At 42.9% G+C, this 16,320-nt stretch carries 15 protein-coding genes, 1 tRNA gene, 1 pseudogene and 1 riboswitch; of the genes and pseudogenes, 12 read left to right on the top strand and 5 right to left on the bottom strand.

The features are described 5' to 3' along the window. Positions 1-162 (bottom strand): IS66 family insertion sequence element accessory protein TnpA (gene tnpA / locus AACW06_RS17430; protein WP_443263724.1); only part of this gene is annotated, 162 nt, incomplete at its 3' end. A gap of 202 nt (positions 163-364) precedes the next feature. Between tnpA and glgC the strand changes: the two genes are divergently transcribed. Beyond that, a complete protein-coding gene (gene glgC / locus AACW06_RS17435; RefSeq protein ID WP_192076050.1) occupies positions 365-1,621 on the top strand; it encodes a glucose-1-phosphate adenylyltransferase in 1,257 nt (418 codons plus the stop codon). A 164-nt stretch (positions 1,622-1,785) separates the two neighbouring features. Here the strand turns inward: glgC and AACW06_RS17440 are convergent. Together AACW06_RS17440 and AACW06_RS17445 are read right to left on the bottom strand one after the other, a co-directional pair. Further along, positions 1,786-1,884: pseudogene (locus tag AACW06_RS17440) on the bottom strand (JAB domain-containing protein); the annotation flags it as partial. A gap of 321 nt (positions 1,885-2,205) precedes the next feature. Next, positions 2,206-2,281, bottom strand: a tRNA-Asn gene (locus AACW06_RS17445). Positions 2,282-2,822: 541 nt separating this feature from the next. On the opposite strand from AACW06_RS17445, the gene uvrB reads away from it, so the two are divergent. From uvrB to luxU, 3 genes are all read left to right on the top strand, one after another. Then, entirely contained in the window at positions 2,823-4,853 is a 2,031-nt protein-coding gene (gene uvrB / locus AACW06_RS17450) for an excinuclease ABC subunit UvrB (protein ID WP_192076051.1), read from the top strand. A 244-nt stretch (positions 4,854-5,097) separates the two neighbouring features. Further along, on the top strand, positions 5,098-6,501 hold the full coding sequence (gene luxO / locus AACW06_RS17455; protein ID WP_192076052.1) for a quorum-sensing sigma-54 dependent transcriptional regulator LuxO: 1,404 nt from the start codon (positions 5,098-5,100) through the stop codon (positions 6,499-6,501). Between the two features lie 5 nt (positions 6,502-6,506). After that, positions 6,507-6,842: a quorum-sensing phosphorelay protein LuxU gene (luxU, locus tag AACW06_RS17460; protein ID WP_192076053.1), complete on the top strand. Its 336-nt coding sequence runs from the start codon at positions 6,507-6,509 to the stop codon at positions 6,840-6,842. 32 nt (positions 6,843-6,874) lie between these two features. Here luxU and AACW06_RS17465 read toward each other — a convergent pair whose 3' ends face one another. Beyond that, the gene (locus AACW06_RS17465) at positions 6,875-7,765 is read right to left on the bottom strand and encodes a YvcK family protein (RefSeq protein WP_192076054.1); all 891 of its coding nucleotides are present in this window, start codon (positions 7,763-7,765) and stop codon (positions 6,875-6,877) included. Between the two features lie 181 nt (positions 7,766-7,946). After that, positions 7,947-8,089, top strand: a riboswitch (molybdenum cofactor riboswitch). On the opposite strand from AACW06_RS17465, the gene moaA reads away from it, so the two are divergent. The 5 genes from moaA (at position 8,077) to moaE (ending at position 10,907) form a co-directional block, all read left to right on the top strand. Then, positions 8,077-9,066, top strand: a complete 990-nt coding sequence (moaA, locus tag AACW06_RS17470; protein ID WP_192076055.1) for a GTP 3',8-cyclase MoaA — start codon at positions 8,077-8,079, stop codon at positions 9,064-9,066. Its footprint overlaps the riboswitch before it by 13 nt. An 85-nt stretch (positions 9,067-9,151) precedes the next feature. Next, complete coding sequence (gene moaB / locus AACW06_RS17475; RefSeq protein WP_192076056.1) at positions 9,152-9,664, top strand: molybdenum cofactor biosynthesis protein B; 513 nt, start codon at positions 9,152-9,154, stop codon at positions 9,662-9,664. Positions 9,665-9,673: 9 nt separating this feature from the next. Then, positions 9,674-10,153 carry a cyclic pyranopterin monophosphate synthase MoaC gene (gene moaC / locus AACW06_RS17480; RefSeq protein ID WP_168522826.1) on the top strand — a complete coding sequence of 160 codons (480 nt, stop codon included), beginning with the start codon at positions 9,674-9,676 and terminating at the stop codon, positions 10,151-10,153. Positions 10,154-10,204: 51 nt separating this feature from the next. After that, the gene (gene moaD, locus AACW06_RS17485) at positions 10,205-10,450 is read left to right on the top strand and encodes a molybdopterin synthase sulfur carrier subunit (RefSeq protein ID WP_192076062.1); all 246 of its coding nucleotides are present in this window, start codon (positions 10,205-10,207) and stop codon (positions 10,448-10,450) included. Between the two features lies 1 nt (position 10,451). Next, positions 10,452-10,907, top strand: coding sequence for a molybdopterin synthase catalytic subunit MoaE (gene moaE, locus AACW06_RS17490; protein WP_192076057.1), 456 nt, complete (start codon positions 10,452-10,454; stop codon positions 10,905-10,907). A gap of 11 nt (positions 10,908-10,918) precedes the next feature. Here the strand turns inward: moaE and AACW06_RS17495 are convergent, their stop codons facing one another. Further along, positions 10,919-11,884: a sensor domain-containing diguanylate cyclase gene (locus AACW06_RS17495; protein WP_192076058.1), complete on the bottom strand. Its 966-nt coding sequence runs from the start codon at positions 11,882-11,884 to the stop codon at positions 10,919-10,921. Positions 11,885-12,161: 277 nt separating this feature from the next. Between AACW06_RS17495 and AACW06_RS17500 the strand changes: the two genes are divergently transcribed. The 3 genes from AACW06_RS17500 to udp all read left to right on the top strand — a co-directional run bounded on the left by AACW06_RS17500 (position 12,162) and on the right by udp (position 16,137). Next, positions 12,162-12,578: a CBS domain-containing protein gene (locus AACW06_RS17500; RefSeq protein WP_192076059.1), complete on the top strand. Its 417-nt coding sequence runs from the start codon at positions 12,162-12,164 to the stop codon at positions 12,576-12,578. Between the two features lie 183 nt (positions 12,579-12,761). Further along, the gene (locus AACW06_RS17505; RefSeq protein WP_192076060.1) at positions 12,762-15,062 is read left to right on the top strand and encodes a zinc/cadmium/mercury/lead-transporting ATPase; all 2,301 of its coding nucleotides are present in this window, start codon (positions 12,762-12,764) and stop codon (positions 15,060-15,062) included. 316 nt (positions 15,063-15,378) lie between these two features. Continuing rightward, a complete protein-coding gene (udp, locus tag AACW06_RS17510; RefSeq protein ID WP_192076061.1) occupies positions 15,379-16,137 on the top strand; it encodes a uridine phosphorylase in 759 nt (252 codons plus the stop codon). The last annotated feature ends 183 nt before the right edge of the window (positions 16,138-16,320 follow it).

The following is a 16,320-nucleotide window of genomic DNA, read 5'->3' on the forward strand; positions in this document are numbered from 1 at the left end:
ACCGATATTGGTTGATTTCGTGGTTTGTAACTGCTGGCGTTTGGCATAAAAGGTAGACAGACTTAACCCGTTACGCTCACAGAAGACACGCTGGGATAAATGACTGGATTGGTATTTTTCAAACAGGGTTTGCCATTCTTGGTCGGTACGTCGTTTTGCCATTTCAGATCTCCTTATGGTTGGAGATTTGATCGTATAGCGTGCTGAGGTTGATTAGAATGCGGTGTTTATGATGCGCTTACTACATGCCTAACTTCAGTCACAGTTTATTCGACAAATACCCTATATAGTAACTTGCATGTAATCAATACATTGCTCCGATTATAACTACAAGTATATATAAATCGCCCCCATGGAGGTCTCTATGCCACAGAATTATGATAGACATATCAGTAGTTTGACCAAAGACACTTACGCTTTGATATTGGCAGGTGGTCGAGGTAGTCGTTTATTTGAACTCACCGATTTTCGAGCAAAACCCGCTGTATATTTTGGTGGTAAGTTTCGTATTATCGATTTTCCACTATCAAACTGTTTCAATTCAGGTATTCACCGCGTAGGTATCGCTACACAATACAAGTCGCACTCGTTGATCCGTCACATTAGCCGCGGTTGGGGAAGCTTTAGGGCTCAACAATTTGTTGAAATTTTACCTGCTTCACAACGAACGGGCGATGACTGGTATGCTGGTACAGCGGATGCGGTATATCAAAATATTGATATAATTCGTTCACATAGACCCAAGTACATTCTAATTCTGTCTGGTGACCATGTATATCGTATGGACTACGGCACTCTACTAGCGGAGCATGTGGCAAATAACGCAGATATGACAGTTTGTTGCCTAGAAGTTGATACTGAAGAAGCAGCAGGCAGCTTTGGTGTTCTGACCGTAGATTCTAAAAACAAAATAGTCGCTTTTGATGAGAAACCAGCTCAACCTAATGAAATTCCGAATAAACCGAATAAGTGTTTGGCTTCAATGGGCAATTATTTATTCAATGTTGATTTTCTTTTTAACCAGTTATTAAAAGATGTGGATGTCCAAGGATCCACCCGCGATTTTGGTCACGATATCATTCCTTCAATCATTAATGAGAGTAATGTTTTTGCGTACTCTTTCAAAGATCCAGACAGTGAAAATCAGCCCTACTGGCGTGACGTGGGTACACTTGACTCATTTTGGGAAGCCAATATGGAACTTGTTACACCTAAACCACAACTTGACCTTTATGATAAAGACTGGCCGATTTGGACATATCAAGAACAGCTTCCACCTGCTAAATTCATTTTTGATAACGATGAACGCCGTGGTATGGCCGTAGATTCAACGGTTTCTGGAGGGTGCATTATTTCTGGTTCAACTATTAGAAAATCATTGTTGTATTCAAGTGTCCATGCCCACTCATACAGTCTTATTGAAGAGTCAGTACTGTTGCCTGGCAGTCAAGTTGGTGAACACGCTAAACTGAAGCGAGTTATCCTTGATAGTTATTGTTGTATCCCGGCCGGTTTGAGCATTGGTTATGATAAGGAACAGGATGAAGCCAATGGTTTTCGTGTTACAAAAAAAGGAATCACCCTAGTAACTAAAACTATGCTGGAAAATCTTGCTAAATAAACGTACTGAATAATTTTTTCGAAATACGAGTCAAAGGCATCGCATGGCGAGAAATATGGCACACGAGTACAATTAGTCTGATACCCAAATTATGGTCTTATCTTCACCACTCGGAGATAAGATCCCGTTCCACCTAAATACAGTCCTTCGTAATGTTGTTCAATTCATAACCACTCCCTTTCAGCAAATGAGGTGCAGGTATCGCCTGTCACGATGTGGTCCAATACACGCACATCCACCAGCGCGAGCGCGTCTTTAAGTCGTAAGCGCACCATAAACCCCGCATTCTAATCAACCTCAGCATGCCATACGATCAAGCCTCCAACCACAAGGAGATTTGAAATGGCAAAACGACGTACCGACCAAGAATGGCAAACCCTGTTCGAAAAATCTGTTAAAGATTTAGTTGTTCTTGCCATGATTGGTACACCGTAAATTGGAACATACGGACAATGTACCTATTTGTGTACCTAAACTTCTAAGCTAGTACGAGTTAGGAAAAGACGTTAAGAGAATGCAATCCCTTGAAATAGCAAGGTTTAGATACAAAAAAAGACGTCCTAGGACGTCTTTCTTCTTGAATTTGGCTCCCCCTGCAAGACTTGAACTTGCGACATACGGATTAACAGTCCGCCGTTCTACCGACTGAACTAAGGGGGAATTGCTTTAAGCGGTGCGAATGTTAGCTAGCGAGATGTTTAGTGTCAACCTTTTTACATCAATAAAAAATAAATTTTCCCATTAAAAATGCTTTACTTTTTTGTATCCCTTATCAGTATTAGGCTAGGTTTACTTATCCACCAAAATTGTGGATAAGTGTGTTAATGAACCTTGCTCAACTTGTTTTTAGGACAGATATTGAGTAATTAATTAAATGTGATTTACTGTTAATCTTGTATTTAACTGTTTGTTTTTACGTTTTTTTTATGACTTATCAAGCGAGGCGATTGTGGTGGTTACATCGTGTAAAAATATCGATTCTCAATAGTATTTTGGGGAAAACTAGTGGATTATTTTTTTGTAACAGGCTGATTTTTGTACGAATTGGGTGGAGGATGATAGCAAACTCCAAAGTGGTAATCTAATGGTTTTTTCGGTGCCAGCTCGATCTTCTGCACAACTATTTTGATGAATTGCTTGCAACAAAACCTCGCTAACAGCGAGAATGCTTGAGAGGTCACAGGCATTGGTTAGAGGAACTATGAACAAAGCGTTTGAATTGGTATCAGACTATCAACCGTCGGGGGATCAACCAACGGCGATTAAACAGTTATTTGCTGGGTTAGACGCAGGGCTTGCTCATCAAACCTTATTGGGTGTGACGGGGTCGGGCAAAACGTTTACTTTAGCCAATGTCATTGCGCAAGCTCAACGTCCAGCAATTTTATTGGCACCTAACAAGACCTTAGCCGCTCAATTGTATGGGGAAATGAAATCATTCTTCCCCAATAATGCGGTTGAGTATTTTGTCTCGTACTACGATTACTACCAACCAGAAGCTTATGTGCCAACCACGGACACGTTTATAGAAAAAGACTCCTCGGTTAACTCCCATATAGAACAAATGCGGCTTTCCGCGACCAAAGCACTTTTGGAGCGTAAAGATGCAATTATTGTTGCTTCGGTTTCCGCTATTTATGGGTTGGGTGATCCAGATTCGTATTTAAAGATGATGCTGCACGTCCGCCGTGGTGATGTGATGGATCAGCGCGATATTATCCGCCGTTTAGCGGAGCTTCAATACACGCGTAACGACATGGCGTTTGAACGTGGTCAATTCAGAGTCCGCGGTGAAGTGATTGATATATTTCCTGCCGAATCAGACTATGCCGCTGTACGAGTCGAAATGTTTGATGATGAGATTGATTGTATCAGCCTGTTTGATCCGCTAACAGGGGCGATGATTCAGCGTGACTTGCCAAGGTATACTGTTTATCCCAAAACTCACTACGTGACTCCTAGAGAGCGAATTTTAGATGCAATAGAACTGATTAAAGAAGAGCTGCGAACTCGTCAAGCTTATCTGCTTGAAAATAACAAATTGCTCGAAGAACAACGGATATCGCAGCGCACTCAATTTGATATTGAAATGATGAATGAACTTGGATTCTGTTCTGGTATTGAAAACTACTCGCGCTATCTCAGCGGTCGTAATGAAGGTGAACCACCGCCAACACTTTTTGACTATCTGCCTCATGATGGCTTGTTGATTATTGATGAATCTCACGTTACCGTGCCGCAAATTGGCGCAATGTTTAAAGGGGATCGCTCGCGCAAAGAAACGTTGGTCGAATTTGGTTTCCGTTTGCCTTCTGCCCTAGATAACCGCCCATTGAAGTTCGAAGAGTTTGAATCACTCGCGCCACAAACTATTTTTGTTTCTGCGACACCGGGTAACTACGAATTGGAAAAATCGCAAGGTCAGATTGTCGATCAAGTTGTTCGTCCAACGGGTTTGCTTGATCCTGTGCTAGAGGTTCGCCCGGTGGCGACACAAGTCGATGATCTGTTGTCTGAAATTCGAATCCGTTCGGTCAAGGAAGAACGAGTATTGGTCACCACTTTGACGAAACGAATGGCAGAGGATTTAACCGAATATCTGCATGAGCATGGAGTAAAAGTTCGATACCTTCACTCGGATATTGACACAGTTGAACGAGTTGAAATTATTCGTGATCTTCGTTTGGGTGAGTTTGATGTATTAGTGGGTATCAACTTACTTCGTGAAGGTTTGGATATGCCAGAAGTGTCGTTGGTTGCTATTTTGGATGCAGATAAAGAAGGCTTCTTACGTTCAGAACGATCGCTGATTCAAACCATTGGTCGTGCCGCACGTAATATCGAAGGTAAAGCGATTTTATATGCAGACCGTGTCACTAACTCGATGAAGAAAGCGATGGATGAGACCGAGCGTCGTCGTCAAAAGCAGCAAGCGCACAACGAGGATCTGGGCATTCAACCGCAGGCCCTTAAACGTAATATCAAAGATATTATGGAATTGGGTGACATCACCAAATCGAAAAAACAGCGTGCTAGCGCTCAAGTTCCGTTATCGAAAGTGGCCGAAAGCTCTCAAACCTACAGCGCGTTAACACCACTGCAATTAGAGAAAGAGATCAGTAAATTAGAAGCTAAAATGTATAAACATGCGCAAGATTTGGAATTTGAATTAGCAGCACAGAAACGAGATGAGATTGAGAAGTTACGTCAGCAGTTCATAACCAATAGTTAAAAAAATAGCCAATAGAAAAGAGACTCTATTGGCTGTTATTTGTGAATACTTTATTCACTAACAACGTCAGTTGGCTAGGTGACCCCTAAGGGTCATATGAGCTAATGCATATATCACGCCAAGCTTAACTAAGCCCTAAAGTGTGATGTGGGTTCTAAACTATAGGCTCTCTCTAACTTTTTTTTGCAAAATGCAAACCTTAATGCAACAATTAAGGCATACTGCAAATGTTAATGGCTAGGTTATGCAATCGAGTTTATCAATACAGAAAACTAAGTATCTTCTGATGGTCGAAGATACTGCGTCTGTTGCGGCGTTGTATCGTTCTTATTTAACGCCTCTTGAAATCGATATTAATATCGTCGGGACCGGCCGCGACGCAATAGAAAGCTTGGCTCATCGAGAGCCAGATTTGATTTTGCTCGATCTTCGATTACCGGATATGACTGGTATGGACGTCTTGCACGCGGTCAAAGATCAATATCCTGACGTCCCTGTGATTTTCATGACAGCACACGGTTCGATTGATACTGCCGTTGAGGCCATGCGTCATGGGGCACAAGACTTTCTGATTAAACCCTGTGAAGCGGACCGTTTGCGTGTCACGGTCAATAACGCCATTCGCAAAGCAAGCAAATTACGAAATGACGTCGGTAATCCGGGTAATCAGAATTACCAAGGTTTTATTGGAAGTAGTCAAACTATGCAGTCGGTTTATCGCACTATTGATTCTGCCGCAACTAGTAAAGCCAGTATTTTTATCACAGGTGAGAGTGGTACAGGTAAAGAGGTGTGCGCTGAAGCGATTCATGCTGCGAGTAAGCGCGGTGATAAGCCGTTCATTGCCATCAATTGTGCGGCGATTCCTAAAGATTTGATAGAAAGTGAGTTGTTTGGTCACGTCAAAGGTGCATTTACTGGTGCAGCCACCGACCGACAAGGTGCAGCCGAGCTAGCCGATGGTGGTACTCTATTTTTGGATGAATTGTGTGAAATGGACTTGGATTTACAAACCAAGCTATTGCGTTTTATACAAACGGGTACATTCCAAAAAGTCGGTTCGTCTAAAATGAAAAGTGTGGATGTGCGTTTTGTTTGTGCAACCAACCGTGACCCTTGGAAAGAAGTTCAAGAAGGGCGTTTTCGAGAAGATTTGTACTATCGACTGTATGTAATCCCTTTGCATTTACCCCCTTTGCGAGAACGAGGTGATGATGTTATTGAAATCGCTTATTCGTTGTTAGGTTTCATGTCGAAAGAAGAAGGGAAAGGCTTTGTTCGTCTAGCACCTGAGGTGGTTGAGCGTTTTACACAGTATGAATGGCCCGGTAATGTTCGCCAACTACAAAACGTTTTACGTAACGTTGTTGTTTTGAACCAAGGTAGTGAGATCCAACTAACTATGCTGCCACCACCTTTGAACCAAGTTCTGGATAATCAAATTCGTATCCCCAATTCGAATTCAGAGACTGATACAAAAAGTGTCACCGTACACGATATTTTTCCACTATGGTTAATAGAGAAGCAAGCCATTGAACAAGCGATTGATGCTTGTGATGGCAATATTCCTAAAGCCGCGGGTTATTTAGATGTTAGCCCTTCAACCATCTATCGTAAAATTCAAGCATGGAACGCCAAAGAGAATTAATCGAAATGGAATTAATAAATCAAAATAAAATTGCACATTTAGCTCAGGAAATTGGTGAAGAGAACGTTCCTGTATTGTTGCAGATTTTTCTAGGGGAGCTTAGTGACTACTCTCATAAGCTTACTGATGACACGCTAAGTAGCAAGTTTGAGTATCTCAAAGAGATTAGCCATGCTTTAAAAAGTAGCGCATCGAGTTTTGGTGCCGACAGACTATGTGCTAAAGCGGTTGAGATTGACGCGAAAGCGAAAGAACAGCAGTTGTTTGATGAAGATCAAGAATTGGCAGCGATGCTGAGTTTGATTGAAGAAACGCATCGCTGTTATTCAAACTTGATGTAACCAAGTTAATTACTCGGTAATTCCATAGAGAACTAGCCGATTAACTGAGTTTCGATTGCTTGTTGAAGTTTTACGCGATCATGCCGCCAGTCGCGGTTGAGAGAGGCTAAGTTGGTGGTGACACAATGCCATAGTTCTGCGAGCTCTGGATGAGGCGTGTCGCCAATCACAACATCAATACCACGAGCATGGCATGCTCTCTCACACCATTCCAATTTTTGTTGAAGTGACATTCTTCCCGCTGGGCCTTGTTCAGGCGATAAGTTTTCGACAAAAATCAATTTTGCTTTTATGTTTTGTTTAATGGCATTGCCGATCTCTGGCAGTAACAGTGGTGGCATGACACTGGTTAAGAAACTGCCGGGGCCAAGGATAATACAATCTGCAGCACTGATTGCCGCTACTGCCTCTTTCGTAGCTGGTACTTCAGGCGACAAGTCTAAACGGCGCAAGTTTTCCTGCATTTCATCGACATTGGTTTCACCTGTAACCCAGCGACCATCCAAAGACAAAGCAGTCAGATCAGAAGGATGCTCCGACATTGGCACGATATTGACATCCACCTTCAGCATGTTGCGAATCAGGTTGATTGCATCGAGAGGGCGTACCGATAGGTTGTCTAAAGCAGTTAGCATTAAATTACCAAGGTTGTGTCCATTCAGCTCACCTGCGCCTTTGAAGCGATATTCAAACATCATCGAACTGATCGAGGGTTCGGTAATCAATTGATTAATACAGTTGCGAGTATCACCCCAAGCAATACCACCTTGGCAGTGGCGAATGCGACCAGTTGAGCCGCCGTTATCGGTAGTGGTAACAATACCGGTTGCGTTAGAACCGAAATCTTTTAAAGCCGCTAGCATACGTCCTAGCCCGTGTCCGCCGCCTATAGCGACGACTTTTTTGGATGCGTAAATACTCATCTATTTCTTCTTATTTTTAAATATTTCACTACAATTTAGAGTAGGTGGTTCATAACTCATACTCATTAGGTGGTAAATTGAGTGGTGGATATATTTTTTTTGCTACAAGGGTAGAATCACTTAAAAATTTTAAGTATTTTACCTTTAGCTGCTGTTGATTTGGTTGATTATAATACCTCAACAGCTGCCATAGCTCCGAGCTTTATCAGCTAAGTCTCATTTTTGTGAGATAAGGTGGTTAAGCCAGTGGCCTACTGCCACAAGGGCATAATTGGAAATGATTATGCCTCCCGTATTTGGAAAGGTGTTTCGTGGCGCAACAATTCGAAGATAGATTTCAGCGTAAATTTTATTATCTACGCTTATCCGTTACAGATGTCTGTAACTTTAAATGCACATATTGTCTACCTGATGGTTATAAACCTTCGGGGCAGAAAAATTCGTCTTTTTTAACCCTCCCTGAGATACGACGCGTCGTAAAAGCATTTGCTGATTGTGGTACGTCTAAAGTACGCATCACTGGTGGTGAGCCCAGTCTTCGCAAAGATTTCACCGAAATTATTGCGACGGTGGCCAATACAGCCGGCATCAATAAAGTAGCGACGACGACTAATGGCTACCGTATGGCGAAGCAAGTTGAACATTGGAAAGACGCGGGGTTAACTCACGTCAATGTGAGTGTTGATAGCTTAGATCCGCGCATGTTTCATCAGATTACGGGCAAGAATAAGTTCAACGATGTAATGTTGGGGATTGATCGTGCTTTTGAAGTCGGATTCGAGCAGGTTAAGGTCAATGTCGTACTTATGAAAGATATGAATCATCACGAGCTTCCTGCTTTTCTCAACTGGATCAAACACCGTCCTATTCAACTGCGTTTTATTGAATTGATGCAAACTGGAGATATGGATAGCTTGTTCGACCGTCATCATGTTTCTGGCGTGGCGATTCGTAATCAACTTATTGCGGACGGCTGGGTGCTCAAAGCACGAGCTAATAATGATGGTCCGGCACAAGTGTTCGTGCATGCTGATTACCAAGGTGAGATTGGCCTTATTATGCCTTATGAGAAAAACTTTTGTGAGAGTTGCAACCGCTTAAGAGTATCAGCAAAAGGCAAACTGCATTTGTGTCTGTTTGGCGACCATGGAGTTGAACTGCGTGATCTGCTTGAAAAAGATGAACAAGAAACCGCGTTAATTGAACGTATTCAAGCGCAATTACAAACTAAATCTGTGAGTCATTTTCTACATGATGGTCATACAGGAATGACACCACATCTCGCCTCAATCGGCGGATAAAATTCTAATTTTCTGATACTTGCTCACGATATAACGAAGGGGTAAGTTCAATACAACATCATATCTTAAAAAGAAAGGTGAACTAATGGGTCATGCAGAAAGCAAATTCCAACCTGCAAATATCGCGGTATTGACAGTGTCAGATACTCGTACGGAAGAAAATGATACCTCAGGCGGTTACCTAGCCGAGCAGCTTCAAGAAGCTGGTCACAAATTAGCAGATAAGAAAATTGTCATTGATGATATGTACAAAATTCGAGCGATTGTTTCACAGTGGATTGCTGATGAAGACGTTCAAGCGGTGTTGATTACTGGCGGAACTGGCTTCACTTCTCGTGACAGTACACCCGAAGCGCTTAAGCCTTTATTTGATAAAGAAGTGGAAGGTTTTGGCGAGTTATTCCGAATGGTCTCTTATGAAGAGATAGGTACATCTACCATCCAATCTCGCGCTATTGCAGGTTTTGCTAATCACACCATAATTTTTGCGATGCCGGGGTCTACCGGGGCATGTCGTACTGGTTGGACGAAAATTATTAAGCAGCAAATGGATGCAAGTCACCGTCCTTGTAACTTCATGCCTCACCTTGCGGTATAAGGAAGCCCGATGAGCTCATTTACTCATATTAATGCTTCTGGTGAAGCTAACATGGTTGATGTTTCGGCGAAGGCCGAAACCGTTAGAGAGGCACGCGCAGAAGCGTTTGTTCATATGGCACCAGAAACGTTGCAGTTAATCGTTTCTGGGCAACATCACAAAGGCGATGTCTTTGCTACGGCTCGTATCGCGGGTATTCAGGCGGCAAAGAAAACATGGGATTTAATTCCACTCTGTCATCCATTGTTGCTTTCCAAAGTAGAAGTGCAGCTTGAGGCTATTGAGGCTGAAAATAAAGTACGTATTGAATCTGTTTGTAAGCTTGCAGGAAAAACAGGCGTAGAAATGGAAGCTTTGACGGCTGCTTCGGTTGCAGCGTTGACCATCTACGATATGTGTAAAGCCGTTCAAAAAGATATGGTGATTAGCCAAGTTCGTTTGTTGGAAAAAACAGGCGGGAAATCGGGTCATTTTAAGGCCGAAGAATAAAAATTGAATTTTGAAAACGATAATTCAAACAAGACAGTAAGTGGTGAAGGCATGATTACGGTTCTCTTTTTTGCTCAGACACGAGAATTAGTTGGGCAAGACAGTCTGGTGGTTGATAGTGAGTTTGATACGGTTGAAGCATTACGTGCTCACTTAGCCGCTCAAGAAGGTAAGTGGGGGCTCGCGCTAGAGGCCGGAAAATTATTAGCCGCCGTCAATCAGTCGATTGTCCCATTTGATACAGTGTTGCAAGTTGGTGACGAGGTTGCTTTTTTCCCACCAGTGACCGGGGGCTAAAATGGATAGCAGAGTAAGCGTACAGCAAGATGATTTTTCGGTTGATGCCGAATACCAATATTTGTCGGAAGGAACGGCAACCGGTGCGGTGGTTACCTTTATTGGTAAAGTACGAGATATGAACTTAGGCGACAACGTTATTGGCTTGTCGCTGGAGCACTATCCAGGCATGACAGAGAAATCGCTCAGTGAAATTTGTGATCAAGCTGAGCTACGTTGGCCTTTGCAGAAAATTCGTGTGATTCATCGAGTCGGCGACATGGATGCTGGTGATCAAATTGTGTTTGTTGGTGTTACCAGTGCGCATCGTGGTTCTGCATTTGAAGCGTGCGAATTCATCATGGATTACTTAAAGACTAAAGCGCCTTTTTGGAAAAAAGAACGTACCACGAATGAAACACGTTGGGTGGATTCAAGAGATTCTGATGCTAAAGCAGCGGCTCGTTGGCAGAAATAGGTACTATTTACTTAGTCCTTTTTGAGTATATGAATGGTGCCTCGTTGCTGATGTTTAGCATGAAATAGAGCTTTATCTGCAATTGCAACAAATTGTTGTGGTGTCATGTCGGTTGGTATATTGACGCAATGTTGTATGCCGATTGTTATCGAAACATAGGGAGAAACGTGTGAGCCTTTATGGGGGATCGCTAATTCTCTCACTTTATTGAGTAGTTGATAGGCTCTATTTTTACATTGTGTGTCATCTATATCGGTAATAAATAGCAAAAATTCATCTCCTCCGTACCGAAAACAGAGATCATGTTTTCGTTTCCAATGCTGAAGTAGTTTTCCTACCTCACGCAACACATCATCCCCATTAACGTGCCCATAGTGGTCGTTGTATTGTTTAAAACAATCGATATCGATCATAAAAATAGCGGCACTGGATTTTTCTAGCCTAGCCATATCTAAAGCTTGAGGGAGTAAGGAATCCATCGCGTAGCGGTTATAGACTTGGGTGAGGTGATCTATATAGGTCAGTTTTTCAAGCTTGAGCTGGTGGGTCGCGAGTTTTTCTACAGTACGTTTGTATTCGGTAATGTTACGTACTGTCCAAAGTACATACTCTGTTCCGGCTAATGGGATTACGAGTGCATTGAAATATTGAATATCTTGAGGGCCTTCTCTGCCTTCAAAATAGGGTAAAGTTTTTGGATCAAGCTCATATTCGAATTCTTGGTGCTGACCGCTATCAATCACGTCAGCAACGACTTGATTAAACCAACGAGCTTTATCGTGTGGAAGCACTTGGTATTGGTTTAGGCCGATGATGGTGGCAGGGTTATGGTGACGACTTCTGTCGGTTCCTCCCCATGTTTCGACATAGACTCCTTCACGGTTAATGAGAAAAGTTGGCTCAGGAAGCGATTCAAAGAAGGCATACATCAATACTGGATTTTCTAAGATAGCAGATATTAACGGTGAATTCGCCATACTCCAGCCTTAATAATATAAAAGTTAATACATTAATATATAGATGATCTTGACGATAAAATCTTGCGCGCAATGGCGTGTTCAATGCTATTAAGTGGTATATAAATGAGACGAAGGGCTTTTTGTTTTTCAATGCTTTTCTTTTAGTAAAGTAACACTCTGGAATGGTGATAGTTTTTGCCTATTAAAAAAATTGGTCATTTCCATTTAGTAAAATCAAGAAATTAGACAACACTTACTCTAAAGGCAGCATAACGTTGCAAGTAAGGAGACTATTATGCAATCGCTCAAAGTTAAAGATTATATGACATTACAAGCAGTTACTTTTAAACCCGAAATGTCACTCACTGCCGCACTAGATAAAGTGATTCGTTCTGATCATCTAGGCGGCCCTGTCATTAACGATCAAGAACAGGTGATCGGTTTTCTTTCCGAGCAGGACCTACTCGATAAATTAGTGAAAATCAGTTATTTTTGCCAAGACACACATCTAGTCAGTGACTGTATGCACCCGGATGTGTTATCTGTCGGGCCTGATACCTCTATCATAGAACTTGCCGATATGATGAAAGTCGGTAAACCTAAGGTTTATCCCGTGCTAGACCAAGGAAAATTGGTGGGTATTATCACCCGAAGAGATGTGCTACGTGCACTGGGTAAAAATCTCGACAGTTGTTTCAAGCGACAAGTATAAGTAGATTCAATCGTTTTCTAATCGAACGAAATAAGGATATCATCATCTTTGCTATCCTGAATCTAACTTAAATTATGTGTGAGTAGTCTAGAGACGCCAACGAGCGTCTTTTTTTTTACTAGAGTATTGACCTTGGAGTTAGCTCTAAGGTGTAAGCTTATTGAAAAGTAAAAGGAGAACCTTATGTGCACAAAACACGACGCCTGTCGCTCAACAAAAAAAACGATAGTTCATCAGCAATCTGCTTCATGTGCCAGCTCTAAAATTACCTCCATTAAAGCGGCTACGGTAGAGCCTAGTGATGGAGGCTGTTGTAGCTCTCAAGGTTGCCCAAGTGGTGTAGAACCTAGTGATGACGAGGAATCTGCTCGGAGAGCATCATCCCATGCGCTTTATTCTTTAAGTTGGCAAATAGAGGGCATGGATTGTCCTTCTTGTGCGCGAAAAATAGAGACCGCGATTAAAAAAGTAAACGCTATTGTTGATGCAAAAGTACTGTTTGCTACTGAAAAACTGGTGGTTCAATTTAATGCTCCAGAGGCAGAACAAGCGATAGAGCAAGCCGTTGCCAGTGCAGGCTTTTCGATTCGCCGCACTGGTGCATCTCAAGTAAAAACTAGCGATAACACCGGTTGGAAATTGATCCTCATCTACAATGCACAAATCTTTTCAATAGCCTCAGCCATGGTTTTTGCTGCCATTATCCAATCTGACTTGCCACAGATTAGCCACTGGATTTTCGTCGCAACCTGCTTGGCTGGTTTATATCCGATTGCCAAAAAAGCGATGCAGTTGGCAAAGTCAGGAACCCCTTTCGCTATAGAGACGTTAATGAGCGTTGCCGCATTAGGTGCACTCTATCTTGGGGAAACAGTAGAAGCGGCGATGGTTCTTTTACTATTTCTTATCGGTGAGCGTTTGGAAGCTTTTGCCGCCTCTCGCGCGAGAAGTGGTGTGCAAGCATTAATGGCTCTGGTACCTGAAACAGCAACAAAAATAGTGGCAGGAGTTCGCGTGAATGTCGCGGTAAGTGAACTACAGCCGGGGGATGTTGTTGAAGTGTCACCGGGAGCACGACTTCCAGCCGATGGCCAGTTACATGAAGTATCCGCCAGTTTTGATGAAAGTGCTTTAACTGGCGAATCATTGCCAGTTGAACGTTTTAAAGGTGAGAATGTGATGGCGGGCGCGGTGGTTGTCGATCAAGTGGTACGCTTTACCATAGTATCCAAACAGGGTGAAAATGCGATTGACCGCATTTTGCATTTGATTGAAGAGGCTGAGGCTCGTAAAGCGCCGTTAGAACGTTTTCTTGACCAATTCAGCCGTTGGTACACGCCATTAATGATGGTGCTCTCCCTTGCGGTGGTTGTCATCCCACCACTGTTTTTTGCTCAGCCTTGGGAAACGTGGGTCTATCGAGGTTTGGCGCTGTTATTGATTGCTTGTCCTTGTGCTTTAGTGATTTCAACACCAGCGGCCATTACGTCGGGTTTAGCCGCCGGTGCGCGTCGTGGAGCCTTGATAAAAGGTGGGGCAGCGTTAGAGCAGTTAGGCAAAATTGAAACTATCGCGTTTGATAAAACCGGTACCCTAACTAAGGGTAAACCCGATGTAACTGATGTGATTGCGCTTAATGGTTATCCGGAAAACCAATTATTGAGCATGGTTGCTGCTATTGAAATTGGCTCAAGCCATCCGTTGGCTACCGCCTTGGTTGCTAAAGTTGAATCTATGGGGCTACCGATTGCTCAGGCCTCTGACAAGAAGGCACTGATTGGTCGAGGTGTTTGTGGGGTAGTGGATAGAAAAACATACCAAGCACTAGCGCCAAGTAAAGTGACTGTTAGTGTTTCCCATGAGACAAAACAGCGCATCGAAGCATTAGAAAGTGAAGGTAAGACCGTTGTTGTTGTTTTGGAAGATGCGCGACTGATTGGCCTATTGGCTTGGCAAGATACCTTGCGTGAAGATGCGAAAGAGGCCATTGATGCTCTGCATCGGCTCGGGATCAGTACGATCATGCTCACGGGTGATAATCAAAGAAGTGCTGCAGCCATTAGTACTCAATTAGGTATCGACTTCAAAGCTAGTTTGTTGCCACAAGATAAAGTCAGTTATATCCAGCAGTTGGCACAGCAAAAAAATGTGGCCATGGTGGGGGATGGCATCAATGATGCGCCGGCAATGAAAGAGGCGAGCATTGGTATTGCAATGGGGGGAGGAACCGACGTTGCGCTTGAAACTGCAGATGCTGCTATTACCCATAATCGGCTAATTGAATTAGCGGCCATGGTGGAGCTATCGCAAGCGACGTTAAGAAACATTCGGCAAAATGTTACTTTAGCACTTGGTTTAAAGGCGGTATTTTTGGTGACAAGCTTATTGGGGGTAACAGGATTGTGGGTCGCTGTTTTGGCTGACAGTGGTGCTACAACTCTCGTTACATTGAATGCTCTACGCTTATTGAAATTCAAGCAATAACCCAATGTTGATACGGGTGGTGGGTTGTCACCTGTATCATTTTACTTTTATCCTCATTCCTTCTGAAAATGTGAGGTATGCCGACTATATTTGCAGTGCTTTGTTTGATAGGTAAATAAATCGCTTTAATTAAACGCACATTATTACATCGATATGGTCTATTTTTGTGATGCCAACCGTTTTACTATGAGATAGTAGGTTACATTACGCCATTCATTGTGAAGTTGATCACTCTTTGTTGAGGCTAGGTCATATAAAGTAAGTCCTTATCCGATGAATATCTATGAGCTGAACAAGCCGCAATAAGGAGTCACTTATGTCTCAAGCAGTTTTCCATCTTGGCGTTACCGAAGCCGATCTTAATGGTGCAACCCTAGCCATCATTCCTGGTGATCCGGCGCGTGTACAAAAAATCGCGGAAGAAATGGAAAATCCAGTTTTTCTAGCCAGTCATCGTGAATATACGGTTTACCGTGCAGAATTAGATGGTAAGCCAGTGGTGGTTTGTTCTACTGGTATTGGTGGCCCTTCAACTTCTATTGCGGTTGAAGAACTTGCGCAACTTGGCGTTCGTACGTTCTTACGTGTGGGTACAACTGGTGCAATTCAACCACATGTTAATGTGGGCGATATGATCGTGAGCACAGGCTCTGTTCGTCTTGATGGTGCGAGTTTACATTTTGCTCCAATGGAATTCCCTGCCGTTGCCGATTTTGATGTGGCAACTGCGATGAAAGCGGCGGTTGTTGAAAGTGGTGCTACAGTGCATATGGGCGTTACGGCGTCTAGTGATACTTTCTACCCTGGCCAAGAACGTTATGACACTTTCACCGGTCGTGTTGTGCGCCGTTTCCAAGGTTCAATGAAAGAATGGCAAGACATGGGCGTGCTCAACTTTGAAATGGAATCTGCAACGCTATTGACTATGTGTGCAAGTTCTGGTTTGAAAGCGGGTTGTGTGGCCGGTGTTATCATCAACCGTACTCAAAAAGAGATTCCAGACCACTCTACACTAAAAGAGACAGAAGCGCGTTCAATTAAAGTTGTTGTTGAAGCTGCACGTAAAATGCTTTAACACTTAAACTTTACACTTCTCTTCAAAACGAAGCCCCGACATTGTTGGGGCTTTTGTTGTATCGAGAAAACCCCCAGCTAGGCTGGGGGTTCCGTAAAGCTTACAGCTATAAGTCAGTTATATAACCCCTTTCAATTTGATAAAAACGTCTTGTGGTCTGGCAACTGCAAGAGTCAATTAAGA

It is taken from the genome of Vibrio sp. S12_S33, from assembly GCF_963889785.1.
GTDB classification, from domain to species: Bacteria; Pseudomonadota; Gammaproteobacteria; order Enterobacterales; family Vibrionaceae; genus Vibrio; species Vibrio aestuarianus.

What these genes read in the sequence shown, in the direction of transcription:
- glgC (WP_192076050.1), top strand. Translation starts at nt 365, where the DNA reads ATGCCACAGAATTATGATAGACATATCAGTAGTTTGACCAAAGACACT.
- uvrB (WP_192076051.1), top strand. Translation starts at nt 2,823, where the DNA reads ATGAACAAAGCGTTTGAATTGGTATCAGACTATCAACCGTCGGGGGAT.
- luxO (WP_192076052.1), top strand. Translation starts at nt 5,098, where the DNA reads ATGCAATCGAGTTTATCAATACAGAAAACTAAGTATCTTCTGATGGTC.
- luxU (WP_192076053.1), top strand. Translation starts at nt 6,507, where the DNA reads ATGGAATTAATAAATCAAAATAAAATTGCACATTTAGCTCAGGAAATT.
- AACW06_RS17465 (WP_192076054.1), bottom strand. Translation starts at nt 7,765, where the DNA reads ATGAGTATTTACGCATCCAAAAAAGTCGTCGCTATAGGCGGCGGACAC.
- moaB (WP_192076056.1), top strand. Translation starts at nt 9,152, where the DNA reads ATGGGTCATGCAGAAAGCAAATTCCAACCTGCAAATATCGCGGTATTG.
- moaC (WP_168522826.1), top strand. Translation starts at nt 9,674, where the DNA reads ATGAGCTCATTTACTCATATTAATGCTTCTGGTGAAGCTAACATGGTT.
- moaD (WP_192076062.1), top strand. Translation starts at nt 10,205, where the DNA reads ATGATTACGGTTCTCTTTTTTGCTCAGACACGAGAATTAGTTGGGCAA.
- moaE (WP_192076057.1), top strand. Translation starts at nt 10,452, where the DNA reads ATGGATAGCAGAGTAAGCGTACAGCAAGATGATTTTTCGGTTGATGCC.
- AACW06_RS17495 (WP_192076058.1), bottom strand. Translation starts at nt 11,884, where the DNA reads ATGGCGAATTCACCGTTAATATCTGCTATCTTAGAAAATCCAGTATTG.
- AACW06_RS17500 (WP_192076059.1), top strand. Translation starts at nt 12,162, where the DNA reads ATGCAATCGCTCAAAGTTAAAGATTATATGACATTACAAGCAGTTACT.
- AACW06_RS17505 (WP_192076060.1), top strand. Translation starts at nt 12,762, where the DNA reads ATGTGCACAAAACACGACGCCTGTCGCTCAACAAAAAAAACGATAGTT.
- udp (WP_192076061.1), top strand. Translation starts at nt 15,379, where the DNA reads ATGTCTCAAGCAGTTTTCCATCTTGGCGTTACCGAAGCCGATCTTAAT.